Here is an 18,106-nt window from a genome sequence, read left to right on the forward strand (position 1 = left end):
GTAAATGGTTCTTTTTTCCGAAGATATCTTACTAGAACAGGCCGCTCGACGGATAATTGCGTCTATCGCACCGAATGTCTTCGTTGGTTCAACGATGGGCAATAAAGGTTACAATTACTTCGCAAAGTCGCTACCCAGCATCAAACGTTCGCTCAACGGCATTAAGTTTGTTGTGTTCTTGGATGGCGATAAATTAGGCCAACTCTGCCCCATACAGCAAATCCACCAATGGTTCGGCGACCCGGTTCCACCGAATTTGTGCCTCAGATTTGCTATTCACGAAGTTGAGACTTGGCTCATTTGCGATAGAACGAATCTCGCGAACTTTTTGTCGGTATCGCCCAACGTTGTGCCTGATCTAGACGACAGCGTACCTGATACGAAAGAGGTTTTACTCGGCGTGGCTCGGAAGAGCCGCGACCGAGGAGTTCGCGACGACATGCTCCCTGCAGCTAACCATTCGTCTGCCATAGGCCCCGCATACAATTCACGTCTGACGGAATTTATCCAAGATCACTGGGACATAAACGAGGCTCGCGGCAAAAGTGAAAGCTTGGATAGAGCTTGCCGCGCGCTCGAAGCTTTTCTGTAGCTCCGGGCCGCGAGTTCCATCCCCCTCCCCGCGCGCCCGTCTATAACGCTGCCGCATGGAGCTGAGCTGGGCGATCATATGGAGCTGCCTGATGCGGGTGCCGGTGCGGCACTGGCGGACGCTGTTTCATTATCTGGGCCGGCTGAGCGCCACTTTTGACGAAGCGAGGGCGGACGGCCGCAGCTGGCTCAACTGGCATGTGCGCGAGGATGGCGTCATCTGGGTCTCGGCATGGGAACTGACAGAGGCCGAGCAGGCCCAGCGCGCCGCGCTGCCCGCCCCTCACACTCCCGCCCCCTGGACACACCCCGCCTTGCAGCTTGAGCCTGCCTGGACCGCGCTCACCCTATGCACCGCGCCTGCACCGCCGCTGCACCAGGGGCACACCGCCCGCACACCCCGGCCACACCCCACCAAAACCACCGCCCGCGCACCCCCGATCCACCAATATTCGCTCCTCCCGGCGAAGGCCGGGATCTCGTGCAACAAAGTCTGACACCCGCACTCCACCCAACGGAGCCTGCGGGCGCTGGTGCTGGGTGGGAGAAAGAGGACCGCTCACTCGACTTGGTGGTCCAACCCTCTTAGGTTGATCGACACGTCGGAAACCTACCAGTGAGTTCGTCATTCAATGCCTCTAAATTCTGTCCGGCTTCTCGCCCTGTCAGCTACTGCCACCTTCGTTTTGAGCGCACCGGCAACCGCGCAGATCATGAAGCCGGAAGCCTGCGACAGCACCGAAGCAAGCAAACACGCAACGAGAAAGATCGAGGGCTGGTACAAGGATGCAGGCCGCGCCCTGCGCGCCAATCAGGATGTTCTCAAAATTCTTCAGAAAATCGAAGAGGAGTACGCCAAGGACAGGTATGACTGCTCGGATCGAAACGCCTTCTATGGCGCTTCTCTCTTTATAGGGGCGAAGTCGAAGACCCCCTCCGTCAAAGCGCACGCATTGGGGGTTATCGTTCAATCGACGACCTATGACGATGGTAGCGACAAGGTCTCGAACATGTATTCGCTCATCCACGCCTTCGAAGTCAGCCGCGATTTTTCCGCGCTTGCCGCCCTTGCCGCACGGGAGCTTCCAGCTGCGCCCGACGGTCTGAAAACAAGGCTTGCGAACATCCACGCGACGTCGCTGGCTGATCAGGGGCAGTATGACGAAGCGCTCAACACACTCCTGCCAGTGCTGAACACCGCTGCAAAACGACGCGACCGCAATCCATTTCATCTGGCGATCGCGCTCGCCCAGGAACTGGGAGATGCAGAGGTCGAACGATTGGTGAGGGAAAAAGCTGGTACGACTTTCACGGCGCTACGCATGCCCGCGCCTCACCCGCTCGCCGGAGACGACCTTCTTGAAACCCTGATCATGCGAAACGCCGGGGTCCTTCATGAAACCAGACCAACCAGACACCCCGTCCCTTCCTACCCGAACGGACCAGCCAATCGCGGTGAAGAGGGCGAATGCAATGTCTTCATGGATGTCGACACTGAGGGCCGCCCCTACAACATCGAAGCTGAGTGTACTGACGACGCTTTCAGGCGAGCATCGGAGAAAGCGATTGAGGACGTGCGGTTCGAGCCGCTGGTCATCGACGGCGCAGTCTATGAACAATTCGGGGTCATGTATCCGTTGGAATACAGAACTGAATAACGAGGTCGCCGCCGGATAAGGACAATCGTTTCACTCAGTTGTCGGCCTGCGCCCCCTCTACAAAAGCCCCCCGCGTCCGGTTCGCGAACGCCACCAGAGACAGCATCACCGGCACCTCCACCAGCACACCCACAACGGTCGCGAGCGCTGCGCCGGAGTTGAGCCCAAACAGAGAGATCGCCACCGCAACCGCCAGCTCAAAGAAGTTCGACGTCCCGATCAGCGCGCAGGGCGCGGCGACGTTGTGCGGGACTTTCAGCGCATAGGCCGCGCCATAAGCGACCGCGAACATGCCATAGGACTGGATCAGGATCGGCACGGCGATGAGCGCAATGACCAGCGGCTGGGAGAGGATCACCTCGCCCTGGAACCCGAAGAGGAGGACGACAGTCAGAAGCAAGCCGAGCACGGAAGCGGGCTTCACCCGCTCAATGACGCCATTGATGGCAGCCTCCCCGCCCCGCGTCTTCAACATCTGGCGCACCGCGATCCCCGCCACCAGCGGTACGACGACATATAGCCCGACAGACAGCAGCAGCGTCTCCCACGGCACGATGATGTCGGTCATCCCGAGCAGCAGCGCCACAATGGGCGCGAAGGCGACGACCATGATCGCGTCATTCACGCTGACCTGGACGAGGGTGTAGTTCGGGTCGCCCCGCGTCAGCTGTGACCAGATGAAGACCATCGCCGTACAGGGCGCCGCGCCGAGCAGGATCAGCCCCGCGATATATCCTTCGGCATCTGCCTCCGGGATGAAGCCCGCGAACACAAAGCGGAAGAAGAGAACGCCCAGAGCTGCCATGGTGAAAGGCTTGATCAGCCAGTTCACGACCAGCGTGATGAGAAGCCCCTTCGGCTTCTCCCCCACCCGGGCGAGCGAAGAGAAGTCCACCCCGATCATCATCGGCCAGACCATGGCCCAGATCAGGATGGCGACCGCGAAGTTCACATTGGCGTATTCAAATCCCGCCAGCGCGCCGAACACACCAGGCAGCAACTGGCCAAGACCGATGCCGACCACAATGGCCAGCGCAACCCAGACCGACAGATATCTCTCGAAAGTACCCATGGAGTTTCCCCGTCTTTCTCGGCTGGCGTATTATGAAGTCACTGAGGAAGACGGCGCACAGCAGAGCGCGCGCTCTGCCGCCGCCTGAACACTGCTCGCAACGCATGGCTCACCGGCGCAGCAATCCTCCATCAGGTAAACGATGAGGTCGCTGACCTTATCGAAACAGGCCGAGTAGATAATGGAGCGCCCCTCGCGCCGGCTCTCGATCAGGCCCGCCTGCTGGAGCAGGTTGAGCTGCGCCGAGAGCGTATTGGGCGCCCGGCCCGCGCGCTCTGCGATGAGGCCCGCGGCGAGGCCATCCGGCCCTGCCTTCACCAGTAGCCGGAATACTTCCAGCCGCCCCTCCTGGGAGAGGGCTGAAAAGGCGAGCAATGCAGTCTTGATATCCATATTTCCATGATCGTTGAAATATTGAAGCGCGTCAATCCAGATCGGTGAGATCGAGAAGCCGTGGCGTGCGCAAGAATGCTCTTGATCCCCGTCCGGCCTTGCTCAAACTGCGCGTCATGACCGAGCTTGCCGACGCCCTCCTGCCGCTCCTCAAGGCAGAGCTCTCTGACGGGACCGCGCCGCGCCTCGTCTTCATCTCGGGCGCGCAGGGGATCGGTAAGTCGACGGCGCTCCGGTCTGTGCTGGAGGCGCTCGGCCCCCGCGCCATCGGTCTCGGCATTGATGACTTCTATCTGCCAAAGGCCGAGCGCGCGCGGCTCGCCGCTGAGGTCCACCCGCTGTTCGCGACGCGCGGCCCTCCCGGCACGCATGACGTCCTACTGCTCATGGAGACGCTCACCGCACTCCAGACCGCACAGCCCGGCGAGGAGATCCGCCTGCCCCGCTTCTCCAAGCGGGATGATGACCGCGCCGAGCCGACTGTGCTCACGATGGAAGACCGCCCCAGCCTCGTCATTCTCGAAGGCTGGCTCATGGGCGCCGCGCCTGATCCGTCCGCCCCTTTGGATGCGCCGTTAAACAGCATCGAGGCCGAAGACCCGTCTGGCGCATGGCGGCAGTATCAGGAAGAACAGCTGGGCGGTTTCTATGCCCGCCTCTGGGACATGGCCGACAGCTTCATCCATCTCGATGCGCCAGGCTTCGAGACGGTCCTCGACTGGCGACTGCAACAGGAAGCCGAAACTCTTGGCAAGGCGCCTGGCACGCTGACCGAAGCAGAGACCGAATGGGTCGAACGCTTCATCCTTCATTATCAGCGCCTGACAGAGCGCCTCCTTTCCGGGCACCGTCGGCCGGGAAACGTAATCAAGGTGCGCCGCGACCGGACCGTCCCCGGCGCAATGAGGTGAGAGGGAAAACTTTATAGTTCCTCCTCCCTGTTGGCACGTTCATAATGCCGAACATGTCCTGGTGCTAATGGCTTCTGCCTCTGGAGCATTCCGCCTTTGCTGGCCACGCACTGAATATACACGCGCAAATTGTACGCGCCTGGGAACACACGACCGTCCAGTACATTGAAATTGCAGACGAAGCCAGCCGGAGCAGCCCCATGGACCCCATCCTTCTTGATCAGCAGAGTGACCTTGTCCGCGTTCTGATTTCTGCGCCGATCATGTATCTGACAATCATCTTCGCGATCCGGCTCTCGGGGAAGCGGGCAACCTCGCAAATGAACAATTTCGACTGGATCGTCACCGTGGCGATCGGCTCTCTGGTCGGCTCCGGTATTGTGCTGAAAGGCGTGACCGTCATTGAAGCGGTCGCCGCCATCGTGATGCTTTTGATCCTGCAATGGGTGCTCACCAAGTCAGTGCTTCACAGCAAGTGGCTGTCAAAACTGGTCAAGGCGAAGCCGGTCGTGCTGCTTGATAGGGGCGTTTTCTGTGAGGAAGCCATGCGGGCCGAGCGGGTCACCAAGCGCGAAGTCATGTCGGCGATCCGCCAGAAAGGCCTCGTCGATCCCCAGCAGGTTCAGTGGGTCATCCTCGAGACGAATGCATCCTTTTCCGTTATCGCCAAGGGCTCCAATGAAGACCAGATCCGCGCGCTCGAAGATGTCGATGGGATCGACGTCGTCCCGCAGGTCGAACGCGCGCAGACCTCCTAGATCGCTGTGACGAGCCCTTCGAGCAGGCTGGCATCGCCTGCAAGATCCCGCACCATGACGCGGGACTGGTCCTGCGGGCCCGGAAAGGTCAGGCGCCCGCGCGGGGTCACTTCAAAACCGATCCGCCCGAAATAGGCCGGCGCACCGATAAGCACGGCTGCGGGCCAGCCCGCTTCCTTCCCAGCCTCCAGTGCCGCTTCAGTCAGCTGCAGGCCGAGCTCTGACCCTCGCCAGGCTGGCGAGACAGCGACAGGTCCGTAGAACAGCGCCTTGTCGCGCCGCGCGCCAACCCTGAGCGGCCAGACGCGGCAGACACCGACGACCGTGTCGCGGTCGACCACGGCGACGCGGTTTATCTCTGGCAGCGTCCAGGAATATTCGCGCAGCCGCTCTGCGGTCTTGGCGAAGTGGCCAGGCCCGAAGGTGCGGTCGAACAGGTCTTCAATCGCCTCGGCATGCCGGGCGGGCGTCTCAGGGAGGATCTCTATCATTTCGCGGCTGTGTAGGGCGCGCGGCCACAGCTTGCAAACGCCAAATCAGCGGCGCCCTGGCCAGCCAGCAAGCAGCCCGCGGATCGATGAGACGAAGGCGAGCGGCTGGTCGAGCATCACATGGTGATAGGCCTCTGGCACCGTGATCATCGGCACCGGCGGGTCCTGAAGCGAGCTCATATAATTCGCGACCCGGTCCGGCACGAGGTCTGACAGCCCACCTCGCATGAATACGATGGGACAGCGCGTTTCCATCGCGGTCAGGTCGACATCATTCCACTCATCCATCAGCGAGTTGAAGATGAAGGGATCGAACTTCCAGGAATAGCCTTCCTCGCCATCCTCACCCGTCATCTCCTTGATGCTGTGACGGGCGATATAGTCGACGATATAGTCGTTCTCACAAGGCTGCGGCGGGGCGAGGCGGAAGCGCGCCAGCGCCTCATTGAAGCTTGCATAGATGCGGTTTGCCCGCGTGCGGCGCGGCGGACGTGGACGTTCCTCACCAGGCGGCTCGATATGGCTATCGACGATGACCGCGCCGGCAAATCTGTCCCCGCCTTCGCTGATCGTGGTATAAAGCGAGATGATCCCGCCAAAGCTGTGCGACACGATGATCGGCTTCTCGGCATGATCGAACAGGCCTGCATGTTCGCAGACGGCGTGCTGTTCTCGGCTGAACAGCGGGAAGCTGTAAGCCTTGCGCCAGTCGCTATCGCCCATGCCTGAGAAGGTCGGGGCGACGACGTGATAATCAGCCGCGAGGAAGGGCGCGATAAAGTCCCACCAGCGGGCATGCGCGCCATTTCCGTGGGCGAGCAGCAGGCCGGGCTTGGACGGGTCGCCCCAGCTTCGATAGGCGATCGTGGCGCCGTCGACTTCGACGCTGGCCTCGCGGGCCTCCTGCGCGATGGCCCAGTTGAACCAGTCCGGCGCAGCTGGCTTCTCGCCGCCATAGCGGGCGAGCGTCATGTCTTCTTCCTTGGGCGCGGGATGTACGTCTGGCGCCTTGTTCGGCAGGTTGCCGTCACTCATGAGGTTTCTCCTGCCTATCCGCGCCGCTCTATGACCTTGAAGATGCCGCTGCCGGTGAGAAGCGTGCGCTCTCCGGTCCAGATGCGGCCCTCTACGGTATAGACGTTCGCTTCCTCGGCCACGATGCGGGCCTTGCCCTCGACGAACTCGCCATGCTTGGCGCCGGACAGGAAGTCACAGAGAAGGCGGATGGTGACCCACCAGCTATCTTCGTCGCTTTCGACGGCTGCGCCCCAAGCCATGTCGGCGAAGGTCATCAGCATACCGCCATGGGCATTCATCATGCCATTGGTGTGATGCTCCTCGACCCGGAAGGCGCGGGTGATGCCATCTGGTCCGCGCTTCTCGAAGAGCGGACCGACCTGGCGGCCAAAGCCCCTGTGCCATGGCAGGAGCTGGTAGCCTTCGGGAAGATCGAATGTCTGGGAACGGTCTAGATCGTCTGTCATTTCGAATGCGGTGTGCCGTAAGCCGCCGGGACCAACAAGTCCTCACCCAGCGGGAGGCGCGAGGCTGGCGAGAAAGGTGATCACGCTATTGGCCGCAATGTGCGCGAGGATCGGCACGAGCATGGACCCGCTCTTCAGTCGCAGCCACGCAAACCCCATCCCCGCAACGAAGACAACGATCAGCGCCGGGATGCTGTATTGCAGGTGAATAAAAGTGAAAGCAGCCGATGAGAGAGCCATCGCCATGAGCGGTGGAATGCCCCGGACAACGAGCGCCCCCAGCGCAACGCCGCGAAAGGTCACTTCTTCAAGGATGGGGGCTAGAAGAACTGTGAATACCAAATAGGCCAGCCCCCAATTCTCTGGTGCGAATAAGCTGGTATCGACATCGCGCGAATACTCCCAGCCCTGCTCACCGCCCGCGATGAGGGCCGCGATCAGGTTCGGGGCGATCAGGATGACCGGGCCAAGAAGGATGGAGGCGACGATCCAGTTCTGCGAGGCGCGCATTGAGCCTGCAAAGGCCCCTGCGCCCCTACGTTCACACCAGATGCTCAGGATCGCGAAGTAGACGAGATGGATCGCGGCAAGCGCTGTCCAGAGGAGGCCGATGGCTTCTGTGGTTCTGTCTGTCCCGTTGATAACCTGGTTGAAGCCCGGCCAGGCAAGGCCGATCAGGAAGGCGCCGAGAACTGGAAACAGGAAGGGCGCGCAAAGCGTCCAGAACGCAGCCGTGAATGGCTCACGGCCCAGCGCTTCGGGCGTGTTGTAGGGCTTAGATTCCATACGCCCGGACTAGACCGTAAGGCCTGCCTTGGAAAGCGCTTCGGACTGGCGGGCTGCGACCGCGTCTTCGCTGAACCCTTCGAGGCTTTCCTCGAACAGGCGGTGGTAGTTCACCTCAGCGCCAAGCCGGATATAGGCCGCACCAAGCCCGATCGCGGCGCGGTCCATGAAGACAAACTCACGCGGGATGGTAACCGGGCCAGCCTCTTTCAGGCGCTTGCGAACCTCGAAGGCCTGCTTGCGGCCATATTCGCCGGGGGCAACGCCGTCGGCGACACTGCGGACCCGGTCTTCCAGAAGCGGGCCATAGATGAACTTTGCCCAGATGTTCAGGATCTCGACCAAGTCCTTATTGAGGTTCTTGAAGCCCCACTTTTCATAGGCGGCATAAGTCGCGTCGAAATCATCCGCCCGGATGGCACGGTAGAGATCGACAACGCCGCCAACGAAGTTCGGCGGGAAGATGCGGATGCAGCCAAAGTCGAGCAGGTTGAGCCCCTCGCCGCCATCGGTGACCTGATAGTTGCCAAGGTGCGGGTCGCCGTGAATGACGGCGTAGCGCAGCATGGGCAGCCACCACGTCCAGTAGAGGCGTTTGGCGATGCCGTTGCGGACCTCTTGTGGCGCGTCCTGCCAGGCAGTCAGCGGGTCGCCTGTCACCCACTCCATGGTGAGGAGGCGGTCGGTGGACAGCTCATCCACGGGCTGGGGGATGTGGACGAAATCCTTCTCCTCAAGCATGTGGCGATAGAGGTTCATCGCCTTGCGCTCGCGCTTGTAATCAAGCTCTTCGCGCAGGCGATCAGAGATTTCGACGACGATCTCTTCAGGGTCGATAGAGCCATCGAGGCGGCGAAACATGCCGAGCAGGCTTTTTAGCTGGCCGACATCGCTTTCAACGGCGCTCGCCATGTCCGGATATTGCAGTTTGCAGGCGACCTCTCGGCCGTCAGGGAGCGTTGCGCGGTGCACCTGCCCGAGGGAGGCCGCATGGGCCGCTTCCTGACCGAAGCTTGCAAACTTGTCCTGCCAGTCGGGCCCAAGCTCGGCGCGCATGCGGCGCTTTACAAATGCCCAGCCCATTGGAGGGGCCTGCGCCTGAAGCTGCGACAGCTCATCTGCGTATTCCTGCGGCAGGAAATCAGGAATGGTCGACAGGATCTGCGCGACCTTCATCAGCGGTCCCTTGGTCTTGCCAAGGGCCGAAGCGAGCGCGCGGGCGGCACGCTCGTCGCGTTCATCGCCGCCAAAGAAACGGTTCGCGGCAAAGGCGACACCTGCGCCAGAGAGGTTGGAGCCGACCTGCGCGGTCCGCCTCAACCGGGCGCTGAACCTGTTTCGCTCTCTGTCTTTATCGTCTGCCATATCGGCGATTTAAGCGGGCTTTCGGGCGCGGCAACTGCGGCGCAATGGCTATCGAGAAGGGACATCCTACAATCCCAGCCGTCACCCTCGACCGCGGTACGCGGTCTGAGGGTCCAGCTAGTGACCTCAAACAAGGCGCACCGGGCAATGGCGGGAGATGGACTCTCAGATGAGCCTTGCGGCTCATCGAGAGTGACGAAGGATCGCTGGCGGCGCTTTGCCTACCAGGTGCCGATATTCTCGGCCGTGGCCCAAGGCTCTTTCGGCGGAAGCGGATCGCCCTTTTGCAGGAGCTCGACCGAGATGCCGTCCGGCGAGCGCACGAAGCACATGCGGCCATCGCGCGGCGGACGATTGATCGTCACGCCGATCTCCTGAAAGCGCTCAGTGGCGGCGTAGATGTCGTCGACCTTATAGGCGAGGTGGCCGAAATTGCGGCCACCTTCCAGCTCTTCAGGGTCCCAGTTGTGGGTCAATTCGATCATAGGAAGACCGGGTGGAAGACCCGTCTCGTTCGGGTCCGGCTTGTGACGGGCGATGTCTTCTGGCGAAGCAAGGAAGACGAGCGTGAAACGGCCCCCTTCATTGTCGACCCGGCGGATTTCCTTCAGACCGAGGCCGTCGCAGAAGAATTTCAGCGCCGCGTCAACGTCGCTGATCCGGATCATGGTGTGGAGGTATTCAACACTCATTCGTCATTTCCTTCGAGGCGGCGGATTTCAGATTTCAATGATGGCGGGGCATTGCGGTAATAGTGAGAGGTAACCGCGTAGAGGAACAGAACGACGGCGCCCATGACGAACAGGAAAGTCATGAACACGTTGAACATATAGCCCCGTTCCATGGGGCCGGGGACGGAGCCGCCAAGTCGCCACATGAAGTCCCACAGATTATTGAACCCCATGATGAGGAGCGGCAGCGCCAGAAGGCTTACCAGTGCTGCGCCCCAGCGATAGGAGGCGGCCAGCGGCGCTTCGGTGCGAATGAAGATTTCCTTGAAGTCTTCTTGCGAGATACGGTCGGAAAGTAGCTTCTTCTCGCGCATGGAGTCGTAGACCGCTTTCGAGAAAGTCGGCAGCTCACGCCACTTCATCAGAATCCAGATTCCCCACAGCCCGAGAGCGACGAACATCATCGCGTAAAATGTAAGGTATCCCATGTCTCTTCCATTGGCCGGGCGCCTTGCCTGCCGCGAGACCTGATCGGAGGCCTCAGGCGGCGTGTGCGCGCTCAAATGTCAGCATGGCGCGCTTTCGCGCCACACCCCAATGGTAATTATGTAACCGCCCATCTGACGCAAGGGCGCGATGGCAGGGAATGAGCCACGATATTGTGTTCGCCCCGATCGCAGTTCCCGCAGCGCGCGCCGCCTTGGGCTGGCCTGCGGCAGCGGCAACCTCGCCATAGGTGCGCGTCTCGCCGGGCGGAATATCGAGAAGCGCGCGCCAGATCTGACGGCGGAAAGGCGTGCCATAGAGCGCGACGGGTACAGGCTCTGTGCCTTCGAAGATGCGCGTCGCCCAGCGGGCCGCCTCGTTATTGTCTTCCTTGATGGAGGCATTGGGGTAGCGGCTGGCGAAGTCCTCTTTCACCGCCTGCTTGCCATAGCCCGGATGCTCGAAACCGGATTTCGCATCCGCCCCGTCATCGGCAAAGCCAAGCCCGCAAAGGCCACGCGGCGAAATGACCAGGATGGCCGTCCCGAAAGGCGTTTCGGCCTCTCCCATGACAAGGTCCGCGCCCTGCCCGCCTGTCTTTGCTTCGCCGGGCGTGAGGCCCTCATGCGCAATGAACAGGTCATGCAGGCGGGATGGGCCGGAAAGGCCCGTCTCATAAGACGCATCCAGCAGGCTTGCACCCTGACGCAGGAGGTCGCCAGCTTCGGCATGAGCAAGGGCGGCCTGATACTGCTTCGGGCTGATACCGGCCCAGCGGGTAAATTCGCGCTGGAAGTGATGCGGCGAGAGACCAACAGCCCGCGCGCACTCAGCGAGGTCAGGCCAGTCACGCCAGGTGTCTCCGAGGTGCGAGAGCGCGTCGGCCATGCGGCCATAGGCGACCGAGCGGTCGGAAAGCGAAGGAGCAGTGTTCGTCATGGGCAGAGTTTGCCGCGACCGGCGGGCCGCTTCCACCCGTTTCTTGCGCATCGCCCGCACTCCAAACGAAAAAGGCCCCGCCATTGGCGAGGCCCTGATCGGATTTGGGTTCGCGGCCCGGCGCTAGCCCGCCTTGCGTTTCTCTTCGCCGTCGAGCTCATATTCGCGAATCTTGCGATAGAGGGTCGAGCGGCCGATGCCGAGGCGGCGGCTGACTTCGGACATATGGCCCTGATAGAAGTCGATCGCGTATTCAATGATGTCGCGTTCGATGTCGGTCAGCGGGCGAAGCTCGCCTTCCTCGTCCTTAATTGTGACGGGGCTCGACGGCGCGGCCATCATCTCGGCGAGCGGTTCGCTTTCGACGGCTGGCAGGTCATTTGCCGGCGGCACGCGCTTTGGCACAGGCGGCAGGTCTACCATCTCAGGCATGACGCCGGAGATCTGCGGGAAGTCGTGCGGCTGCAGCGTGTCACCTTCACAAAGGATGACAGCGCGGAAGACGGCGTTTTCGAGCTGGCGGACATTGCCCGGCCAGTCGAAGGCGCACAGCATCTGCAGCGTTTCCTCGCTGGCGGTTTCGACGTCGCGGTTCTCGGACGCGTTGAAGCGGGAGATGAAGTGGCTCACCAGGGCTGGAATGTCCTCACGGCGCTCTCGCAGCGACGGGACATCGACCGGAAAGACATTGAGACGGTAATAGAGGTCTTCGCGGAAGTTGCCCGCTTTTACCTGCTCGGCAAGGTCGCGGTTGGTCGCCGAGACGATGCGCACATCGACCTTGGTCGGACGGCGCGAACCGACGGCGTCGACCTCACCTTCCTGCAGGGCGCGCAGGAGTTTGACCTGCATGTCGAGCGGAAGCTCGCCAATCTCATCGAGGAAAAGCGTGCCGCCATCGGCCTCGACGAACTTGCCGAGGGATTTGGAGACCGCGCCCGTAAACGCGCCCTTCTCATGGCCGAAGAGGATGCTCTCGACGAGGTTTTCAGGAATGGCGCCGCAGTTGACGGTGACGAATGGCTTGCCGGCCCGGTCGGACGCGCCCTGGATGCAGCGGGCGATCACTTCCTTACCGACACCACTTTCACCGAGGATCAGGACCGGAATATCAGAGCTTGCCGCACGCTGGCCGAGACGGACAACCTGGCGCATGGCTGGGGCGGCGGCGATCATGTCGTCAAAGCTCATCCCGCCTTCTGACTTGCGGGTCAGGCGTTTCACTTCGCCGGTCAGTGAGGACATTTTGAGGGCGTTGCGGATCGAGACGACGACACGTTCAGGATTGGCAGGTTTGACGACGAAGTCGACGGCACCTGCGCGCATGGCGGTCACGATGGTGTCGATGCCAGAGGTTGCGGTCAGCATGATGACCGGTACGTCGGGAATACGCTCGCCAAGGCGTTCCAGCGTTTCCATCCCCGACAGGCCAGGCATGGTCAGGTCGAGAAGGATGACGTCTGCGCCAGCTTCGGTCGCGGTCGTGAAACCGGTTTCGCCATCCGGGGCGGTGCGGCAGGCAAAGCCAGCCTTTTCCACCGCAGCCTGGATCAGCCTGCGCTGGGTTGGATCGTCATCAATGACCAGAACCGTCTTCGCCATGTCACATCACTCCTGAAAGCCTGTTCGACCTCTGTTGGGTCATTTTGCTACGGCCCGATATGGCACACAGGTGTGAGGTTATGGTTCAGTCGATGTTTCAAATTTCAAACAAATAAAAACCCCGCCCGGACAAGCCGTGGCGGGGTCTTCGATTTTTCAAGGCGAGATCTCGCCCGAAGATCTAGGCGTCGAGACGCTCGATGATGATGGCAGGAGCCATACCGCCAGCGGCACACATGGTGACGAGGCCGTACTTGCCGCCGGAGCGCTCAAGCTCATCGAGGGCCGTGCCGATCAGGATCGAACCGGTCGCGCCGATCGGGTGACCAAGCGCCATTGCGCCGCCATTGATGTTGACCTTCTCACGGTCGAGCTTGAGGTCGCGGATGAACTTCTCTGCCACGACAGAGAAAGCCTCGTTGATCTCATAGACGTCGATGTCGTCGGTGGTCATGCCGGCTTTTTCGAGGACCTTCTTCGCAGCCGCGACCGGTGCGTTGAGCATCAGGGTCGGGCAGTCGCCCATATTCGCGGTTGCGACGATGCGGGCGCGCGGCTTCAGGCCGTTCTTGTCGGCATACTCTTTCGAGGTGACAAGGATGGCGGCTGCACCATCGACCACACCCGAGGAGTTACCGGCATGGTGGACGTGTTGCACGTTGCCTTTGATCTGCGGGTACTTCTTCTCGATCATGTTGCCATAGGTCGTGCCCTTGTCGTCGACAGGGATGTCCCAGAACATGTTGAAGACGGTCTTGAGGCCAGACAGGCTCTCCATCGTGGTGCCCGGACGCGGGAATTCGTCCTTGTCGAGCGCCAGCGAGCCATCGCGGTTGTAGACAGGCACGACGGACTTGTCGAAACGGCCTTCATCCATCGCCTTCTTGGCGCGCTCTTGCGAGACGACAGCCAGCTGGTCCACGGCTTCGCGGTCGATGCCTTCGAGGGTCGCGATGGCGTCAGCACAGCAGCCCTGCTGGGACTGTGGGTGCATTTCACGAAGGTGAAGGTTGCCAGCGTCCATCATTGGCGGGTTCTTCGGGTCCGCGGTGGAGGCGGTGTAGCTCATCATCTCACAGCCGCCTGCGATGACGCAGTCTTCCATGCCGGACATGATCTGTGCTGCTGCGAGCGAGACGGTGGTGATGCCCGAGCCGCAGAAGCGGTCGAGGGTCACGCCGGATGCCTTGACGTCGAAGCCTGCATCGAGAGCGGCCATGCGGCCCATGTCAGCGCCTTGCGCGCCGCGCTGCGAGCTCGTGCCCCAGATGATGTCGTCGATCGTGGACGTGTCGAGATTGTTGCGGTCACGGATCGCGCCGAGGACGGTCGCGCCGAGATGCTGTGGGTGAAGGTGGGCAAGCGAGCCCTTGCCAACCTTGCCAATGCCGCGCGGCGTGCGGACCGCGTCGATGATGTATGCTTCAGCCATAAGATTCCTCCCGAACATGCTGAATTGGACCGGATGGGGAAAGCTAATCCCCTTTCCGTCAACGGAAGGCAATCTCTGCCCCAGCGTCAAAGACTGAAAGGAAGTCTAGAGGCCGAGAACGTCGTTCATGTCATAAAGGCCTGCAGGCTGGCGGAGGGCCCAGCGCGCCGCAGCGAGAGCCCCGTGCGCGAAGACCGACCGGTTCAGCGCGGAATGGGCCAGCGTGAGGACTTCCTTCTCCGAACCGAACGTGACTTCATGCTCACCGATGACCCCGCCCGAGCGGCGGACGGAGAAACCGATCTTGCCAGCCTCACGCGCGGCATCCGGGCCATCATAGGGGGCCTGGCGCAGGGCCTTGAGGTCAGCGCCCCTGCCCGCAGCGGCGGCATCGCCCAGCATGAGCGCGGTGCCGGATGGCGCGTCGACTTTACGCCGGTGATGGGTTTCGAGGATCTCGATGTCCCAGTCCTCGCCAAGGCTTTCGGCGGCTCGCTTTGTCAGCGCGCAGAGCAAATTGACGCCGAGCGAGAAGTTGCCCGCCTTTACGATAGCAAGTTCGCCAGCGGCTTCCGCAATCTCTGCCTCCTGCGCTGCGTCAAAGCCTGTCGTTCCGATGACGACGGCCTTTACGCCTGCAGACTTGAGATGCTTCAGCGCCTCCAGCGTGGCGCTGGGACGTGTGAAATCGATCCAGACGTCCGCGCCGCTGGCGGCTTTCGCCACATCAGATTGCGGCTGGACGGCATCGGGTGCGCCGTGGACGAGGTTTGAGAGCGGGGCGCCGAGGGCGTCACTGCCCGGCGCTTCGCTGGCGCCTGTTAGCGTGTGACCTGCCTCAACAGCAGCAGAGGCGAGCTGGCGACCCATGCGCCCGGCGACGCCGGCGATGGCGAGTTTCATCGTTCCTGTCATGCCTCGTCCTTAGCGCCTTTCCGCCCCGCCTGAACAGACCTCGCCACACGCAAAAATTAGGGGGCTTTACGATTTTGGGTTGCGAGCGGCATTTCTGTGTTAACCTTCTGTTTACCCACAGAAGCTGCAGCAGGAAGGATTCCGTATGCGCACCAGACTCTTCATTGGCGGGGCGCTCGCGGCGCTGTTCGCCCTTCCTGCAGCCGCTGACGGTTATATCTACACCGCGCCCTCAACCAGCCATGGCTATACAACAAGCCACACGAGCGGGACTTCGCCTTGCGCGGTGACCAGCTGCTGCTGTGGCCATCAGGTCGTGAGGACCTATACGACCGCGCCTGTCGTGCGCCGCTATGTGCAGACCTATACGCGGGTTGCCCCGCCAATCTGCACGGCGACCAGCCATGTCGGCCATGACCATGCCCACCACACCTATAGCCATACCGGCGCGCGGACCTATTCCACGACCCGCACAGTCACCGGCTACAGCCAGGGCGGCAGCTATTCAGGTAGCGCCTATGCCAGCAGCGACGGCTACGCCTATGGCGATGCGTATTACGATGACGGCTATTATGAGGGCGACGCCTATTACGAGGCGTACCCGGCCCCATCTGCAGGCTACGCAGCCGAGCTCAGCCTCGACCGCGAAGACCCTTGGAACGGCTATCGCCGCTGATCAGTCGGCAGCGGCAACGCGCTCTGCGGGCGTGTTGAAGCTGCAGATATCCAGAACCTCAGGCGGCTTTCTGTAGAAGAACTCGCTGTCGCGGACGCGAAGGGCGCGCTTGTGCTCAGCAAATGGCTCGCCTTCGCTGGTCATCGTGCGCCAGACGGGGCGCTGGTCCTCGGCCAAGTCCGCCGCGATGGTGAGGCCTAGGATTTCCTCGCCCTGCTCCGGCGCCTGGATCACACCGTTGGAGATGGCCCGGTCACCGCGCTTGAAGGCCTGCACATGCTCCATTCCGTCGATGACGCGGCCGAAGACGGTCAGATTGCGGTCAAGATAGCGCTGCGCATCAAGGACGATGTAGATTTCGGTGCCGCCTGAATTGGGGTCATTGTTACGGGCGAGCGCCACCGCGCCCGGGCAATGGAGCAGCCATTCCTGTCCGAGCGCCTCATCCCGCCCGACAGGGAAGCCGCCAATATGGCCGACCTCTGCTGCGAACAGGTCATCATTACCAAGCGGGACAAAGCCTTCGCCGCCATAAGGGCGGTCATTCTCATTCTCGAGCGGGCCCCAGCGCAGGATCTGCATATCGTCGAACAGGCCGCCCTGCGCCACGAAACCTTCGATGACGCGGTAGAAGTGCTCGCCCTCATACTCACCAGAGGCGGCAAGCTCCCGCATACGTTCGGCGTGACGCGGCGCAAAGTCCGGGTTGAGCTCGATGACGATGGGGCCCTTGCCGGTTTCAATCATCATGAGGTTTTCAGGGGCGATGGTGCGCCAGCCCGGCTCTGCTGTCTCAGCTACGGGTTCGGCCGCAACGTCCTGCGCACTCGCTGCGCCCATTGTGGCTGCGGCGATCACCGCCAGCCCCGCAAATGCGCGTCTCATAGATTGTCCCATAGCCCAGCCTTTCCCGAAATCTGCTGAGCGCGACCCTACCCCGTTCCTGCGCGCTCTGCTATGGGCGGGCCGTCATGTATCAGATTTCTGCAAAAGGCCCGCGTGAGGCCATCGAACCTGCCTGGGACGCCCTGGCCTGGACCGACCCGTCACCGGCAGGCGCCGTTGATGCGAAAGAGGATGGCCGCCACGCCTGGCGCCTCGACGCCTATTGCGAGACGGCCGAAGAAGCCGACGCCTGCAAGGTCATCATAGAAGAGGTCTCGCCGCAGCTGAACGTTGTCATCGAAGCGCTGGAAGACCGTGACTGGGTGACCCTGTCACTGGAAGGTCTGCCGCCGGTGGAAGCTGGCCGCTTCATCGTGGCGGGCAGCCATATTCTGGCGAAATCTGCGCCCGGCAAGACGCCGATCCTCATCGAGGCGGGCCCTGCCTTCGGGACCGGCCATCATGGCACGACGCTGGGCTGCCTGATCGGGCTGGAGCATGTGCTGCGCACCGCGCGCCCGCAAAAAGTGCTGGATATCGGGACCGGGTCCGGACTTCTCGCCATCGCTGCGGTCAAGACCGGCTCAAAGCGTGCCTGGGGCACCGAGATCGACACAGACAGTGTGCGCGTCGCCAATGAAAACGCGGCCAAGAACCATGTCGCCAACGCCTTCAAGACATTCGAGACCGGCGGCGGCATGAACACGACCATCCGCAAGGATGCGCCATACGATCTCGTCTTCGCGAACATCCTGTTCCGTCCGCTCGTCGGGCTGGCATCAGAGATTGAGCGCCTGACTGCGCCGGGCGGCCACATCATCCTGTCGGGCCTGCTCTCGCCGCAGGAACCACTGGTGCGCAAGGCCTATGGCAATCGCGGCCTCGCTCTGGTGAAGCGCGTGCGCCGCGATGGCTGGTCGAGTCTGGTTTTCCGCAAGGCGGGCTAGGACGCAGACGCCACCTTCCGCTGGGGACGCATTCGCACTAGATT

At 61.8% G+C, this 18,106-nt stretch carries 21 protein-coding genes; 7 read left to right on the forward strand and 14 right to left on the reverse strand.

Annotation, left to right across the window (positions count from 1 at the left end):
* Window positions 1-4: 4 nt before the first annotated feature.
* The 3 genes from D1222_RS02335 to D1222_RS02345 all read left to right on the forward strand — a co-directional run bounded on the left by D1222_RS02335 (window position 5) and on the right by D1222_RS02345 (window position 2,249).
* On the forward strand, window positions 5-592 hold the full coding sequence (locus D1222_RS02335) for a hypothetical protein (RefSeq protein WP_119452625.1): 588 nt from the start codon (window positions 5-7) through the stop codon (window positions 590-592).
* A 55-nt stretch (window positions 593-647) separates the two neighbouring features.
* Window positions 648-1,088, forward strand: coding sequence for a hypothetical protein (locus D1222_RS02340; RefSeq protein ID WP_147371800.1), 441 nt, complete (start codon window positions 648-650; stop codon window positions 1,086-1,088).
* A 135-nt stretch (window positions 1,089-1,223) separates the two neighbouring features.
* The gene (locus D1222_RS02345) at window positions 1,224-2,249 is read left to right on the forward strand and encodes an energy transducer TonB (protein WP_119452627.1); all 1,026 of its coding nucleotides are present in this window, start codon (window positions 1,224-1,226) and stop codon (window positions 2,247-2,249) included.
* 34 nt (window positions 2,250-2,283) lie between these two features.
* Here the strand turns inward: D1222_RS02345 and arsB are convergent, their stop codons facing one another.
* On the reverse strand, window positions 2,284-3,321 hold the full coding sequence (arsB, locus tag D1222_RS02350; protein ID WP_119452628.1) for an ACR3 family arsenite efflux transporter: 1,038 nt from the start codon (window positions 3,319-3,321) through the stop codon (window positions 2,284-2,286).
* Window positions 3,322-3,351: 30 nt separating this feature from the next.
* Complete coding sequence (locus D1222_RS02355; RefSeq protein WP_119452629.1) at window positions 3,352-3,714, reverse strand: ArsR/SmtB family transcription factor; 363 nt, start codon at window positions 3,712-3,714, stop codon at window positions 3,352-3,354.
* A 65-nt stretch (window positions 3,715-3,779) separates the two neighbouring features.
* Between D1222_RS02355 and D1222_RS02360 the strand changes: the two genes are divergently transcribed.
* Complete coding sequence (locus D1222_RS02360; protein ID WP_119452630.1) at window positions 3,780-4,625, forward strand: hypothetical protein; 846 nt, start codon at window positions 3,780-3,782, stop codon at window positions 4,623-4,625.
* Between the two features lie 200 nt (window positions 4,626-4,825).
* On the forward strand, window positions 4,826-5,383 hold the full coding sequence (locus tag D1222_RS02365; RefSeq protein WP_119452631.1) for a DUF421 domain-containing protein: 558 nt from the start codon (window positions 4,826-4,828) through the stop codon (window positions 5,381-5,383).
* Here the strand turns inward: D1222_RS02365 and D1222_RS02370 are convergent.
* The 11 genes from D1222_RS02370 to dapB all read right to left on the reverse strand — a co-directional run bounded on the left by D1222_RS02370 (window position 5,380) and on the right by dapB (window position 15,554).
* On the reverse strand, window positions 5,380-5,874 hold the full coding sequence (locus D1222_RS02370; RefSeq protein WP_119452632.1) for a GNAT family N-acetyltransferase: 495 nt from the start codon (window positions 5,872-5,874) through the stop codon (window positions 5,380-5,382). The genes D1222_RS02365 and D1222_RS02370 overlap by 4 nt on opposite strands.
* Before the next feature lie 45 nt (window positions 5,875-5,919).
* On the reverse strand, window positions 5,920-6,909 hold the full coding sequence (locus D1222_RS02375; protein WP_233348475.1) for an alpha/beta fold hydrolase: 990 nt from the start codon (window positions 6,907-6,909) through the stop codon (window positions 5,920-5,922).
* A gap of 14 nt (window positions 6,910-6,923) precedes the next feature.
* Complete coding sequence (locus tag D1222_RS02380) at window positions 6,924-7,358, reverse strand: PaaI family thioesterase (RefSeq protein WP_119452633.1); 435 nt, start codon at window positions 7,356-7,358, stop codon at window positions 6,924-6,926.
* A gap of 42 nt (window positions 7,359-7,400) precedes the next feature.
* Window positions 7,401-8,144: a CPBP family intramembrane glutamic endopeptidase gene (locus D1222_RS02385; RefSeq protein ID WP_119452634.1), complete on the reverse strand. Its 744-nt coding sequence runs from the start codon at window positions 8,142-8,144 to the stop codon at window positions 7,401-7,403.
* Between the two features lie 9 nt (window positions 8,145-8,153).
* On the reverse strand, window positions 8,154-9,509 hold the full coding sequence (locus tag D1222_RS02390) for an ABC1 kinase family protein (RefSeq protein ID WP_119452635.1): 1,356 nt from the start codon (window positions 9,507-9,509) through the stop codon (window positions 8,154-8,156).
* A gap of 221 nt (window positions 9,510-9,730) precedes the next feature.
* Window positions 9,731-10,201, reverse strand: coding sequence for a VOC family protein (locus tag D1222_RS02395; protein ID WP_119452636.1), 471 nt, complete (start codon window positions 10,199-10,201; stop codon window positions 9,731-9,733).
* Entirely contained in the window at window positions 10,198-10,668 is a 471-nt protein-coding gene (locus D1222_RS02400) for a hypothetical protein (RefSeq protein WP_147371801.1), read from the reverse strand. Before D1222_RS02400 ends, D1222_RS02395 begins: the two co-directional genes overlap by 4 nt.
* Window positions 10,669-10,720: 52 nt before the next feature.
* Window positions 10,721-11,605, reverse strand: coding sequence for a methylated-DNA--[protein]-cysteine S-methyltransferase (locus tag D1222_RS02405; protein WP_119452638.1), 885 nt, complete (start codon window positions 11,603-11,605; stop codon window positions 10,721-10,723).
* A gap of 123 nt (window positions 11,606-11,728) precedes the next feature.
* Window positions 11,729-13,207, reverse strand: coding sequence for a sigma-54-dependent transcriptional regulator (locus D1222_RS02410; RefSeq protein WP_119452639.1), 1,479 nt, complete (start codon window positions 13,205-13,207; stop codon window positions 11,729-11,731).
* Between the two features lie 181 nt (window positions 13,208-13,388).
* On the reverse strand, window positions 13,389-14,639 hold the full coding sequence (locus D1222_RS02415) for an acetyl-CoA C-acetyltransferase (RefSeq protein ID WP_119452640.1): 1,251 nt from the start codon (window positions 14,637-14,639) through the stop codon (window positions 13,389-13,391).
* A gap of 105 nt (window positions 14,640-14,744) precedes the next feature.
* Window positions 14,745-15,554: a 4-hydroxy-tetrahydrodipicolinate reductase gene (gene dapB / locus D1222_RS02420; RefSeq protein WP_182481844.1), complete on the reverse strand. Its 810-nt coding sequence runs from the start codon at window positions 15,552-15,554 to the stop codon at window positions 14,745-14,747.
* A gap of 145 nt (window positions 15,555-15,699) precedes the next feature.
* Between dapB and D1222_RS02425 the strand changes: the two genes are divergently transcribed.
* Window positions 15,700-16,230 (forward strand): hypothetical protein, encoded by a 531-nt coding sequence (locus tag D1222_RS02425; protein ID WP_119452642.1) that lies wholly within the window; start codon window positions 15,700-15,702, stop codon window positions 16,228-16,230.
* On the opposite strand, the gene D1222_RS02430 is transcribed toward D1222_RS02425, so the two are convergent.
* Window positions 16,231-17,115 (reverse strand): peptidylprolyl isomerase, encoded by an 885-nt coding sequence (locus tag D1222_RS02430; RefSeq protein ID WP_233348476.1) that lies wholly within the window; start codon window positions 17,113-17,115, stop codon window positions 16,231-16,233.
* 86 nt (window positions 17,116-17,201) lie between these two features.
* On the opposite strand from D1222_RS02430, the gene D1222_RS02435 reads away from it, so the two are divergent.
* Window positions 17,202-18,062: a 50S ribosomal protein L11 methyltransferase gene (locus D1222_RS02435; RefSeq protein WP_119452643.1), complete on the forward strand. Its 861-nt coding sequence runs from the start codon at window positions 17,202-17,204 to the stop codon at window positions 18,060-18,062.
* Window positions 18,063-18,106: the final 44 nt, after the last annotated feature.

Origin of the sequence: Henriciella algicola, from assembly GCF_003576245.1 — a bacterium.
Taxonomy (GTDB): domain Bacteria; phylum Pseudomonadota; class Alphaproteobacteria; order Caulobacterales; family Hyphomonadaceae; genus Henriciella; species Henriciella algicola.

What these genes read in the sequence shown, in the direction of transcription:
- D1222_RS02405 (WP_119452638.1), bottom strand. Translation starts at nt 11,605, where the DNA reads ATGACGAACACTGCTCCTTCGCTTTCCGACCGCTCGGTCGCCTATGGC.
- D1222_RS02340 (WP_147371800.1), top strand. Translation starts at nt 648, where the DNA reads ATGGAGCTGAGCTGGGCGATCATATGGAGCTGCCTGATGCGGGTGCCG.
- D1222_RS02385 (WP_119452634.1), bottom strand. Translation starts at nt 8,144, where the DNA reads ATGGAATCTAAGCCCTACAACACGCCCGAAGCGCTGGGCCGTGAGCCA.
- D1222_RS02430 (WP_233348476.1), bottom strand. Translation starts at nt 17,115, where the DNA reads ATGAGACGCGCATTTGCGGGGCTGGCGGTGATCGCCGCAGCCACAATG.
- arsB (WP_119452628.1), bottom strand. Translation starts at nt 3,321, where the DNA reads ATGGGTACTTTCGAGAGATATCTGTCGGTCTGGGTTGCGCTGGCCATT.
- D1222_RS02375 (WP_233348475.1), bottom strand. Translation starts at nt 6,909, where the DNA reads ATGAGTGACGGCAACCTGCCGAACAAGGCGCCAGACGTACATCCCGCG.
- D1222_RS02335 (WP_119452625.1), top strand. Translation starts at nt 5, where the DNA reads ATGGTTCTTTTTTCCGAAGATATCTTACTAGAACAGGCCGCTCGACGG.
- D1222_RS02345 (WP_119452627.1), top strand. Translation starts at nt 1,224, where the DNA reads ATGCCTCTAAATTCTGTCCGGCTTCTCGCCCTGTCAGCTACTGCCACC.
- dapB (WP_182481844.1), bottom strand. Translation starts at nt 15,554, where the DNA reads ATGACAGGAACGATGAAACTCGCCATCGCCGGCGTCGCCGGGCGCATG.
- D1222_RS02355 (WP_119452629.1), bottom strand. Translation starts at nt 3,714, where the DNA reads ATGGATATCAAGACTGCATTGCTCGCCTTTTCAGCCCTCTCCCAGGAG.
- D1222_RS02400 (WP_147371801.1), bottom strand. Translation starts at nt 10,668, where the DNA reads ATGGGATACCTTACATTTTACGCGATGATGTTCGTCGCTCTCGGGCTG.
- D1222_RS02365 (WP_119452631.1), top strand. Translation starts at nt 4,826, where the DNA reads ATGGACCCCATCCTTCTTGATCAGCAGAGTGACCTTGTCCGCGTTCTG.
- D1222_RS02370 (WP_119452632.1), bottom strand. Translation starts at nt 5,874, where the DNA reads ATGATAGAGATCCTCCCTGAGACGCCCGCCCGGCATGCCGAGGCGATT.
- D1222_RS02425 (WP_119452642.1), top strand. Translation starts at nt 15,700, where the DNA reads ATGCGCACCAGACTCTTCATTGGCGGGGCGCTCGCGGCGCTGTTCGCC.
- D1222_RS02415 (WP_119452640.1), bottom strand. Translation starts at nt 14,639, where the DNA reads ATGGCTGAAGCATACATCATCGACGCGGTCCGCACGCCGCGCGGCATT.
- D1222_RS02395 (WP_119452636.1), bottom strand. Translation starts at nt 10,201, where the DNA reads ATGAGTGTTGAATACCTCCACACCATGATCCGGATCAGCGACGTTGAC.
- D1222_RS02435 (WP_119452643.1), top strand. Translation starts at nt 17,202, where the DNA reads ATGTATCAGATTTCTGCAAAAGGCCCGCGTGAGGCCATCGAACCTGCC.
- D1222_RS02390 (WP_119452635.1), bottom strand. Translation starts at nt 9,509, where the DNA reads ATGGCAGACGATAAAGACAGAGAGCGAAACAGGTTCAGCGCCCGGTTG.
- D1222_RS02380 (WP_119452633.1), bottom strand. Translation starts at nt 7,358, where the DNA reads ATGACAGACGATCTAGACCGTTCCCAGACATTCGATCTTCCCGAAGGC.
- D1222_RS02410 (WP_119452639.1), bottom strand. Translation starts at nt 13,207, where the DNA reads ATGGCGAAGACGGTTCTGGTCATTGATGACGATCCAACCCAGCGCAGG.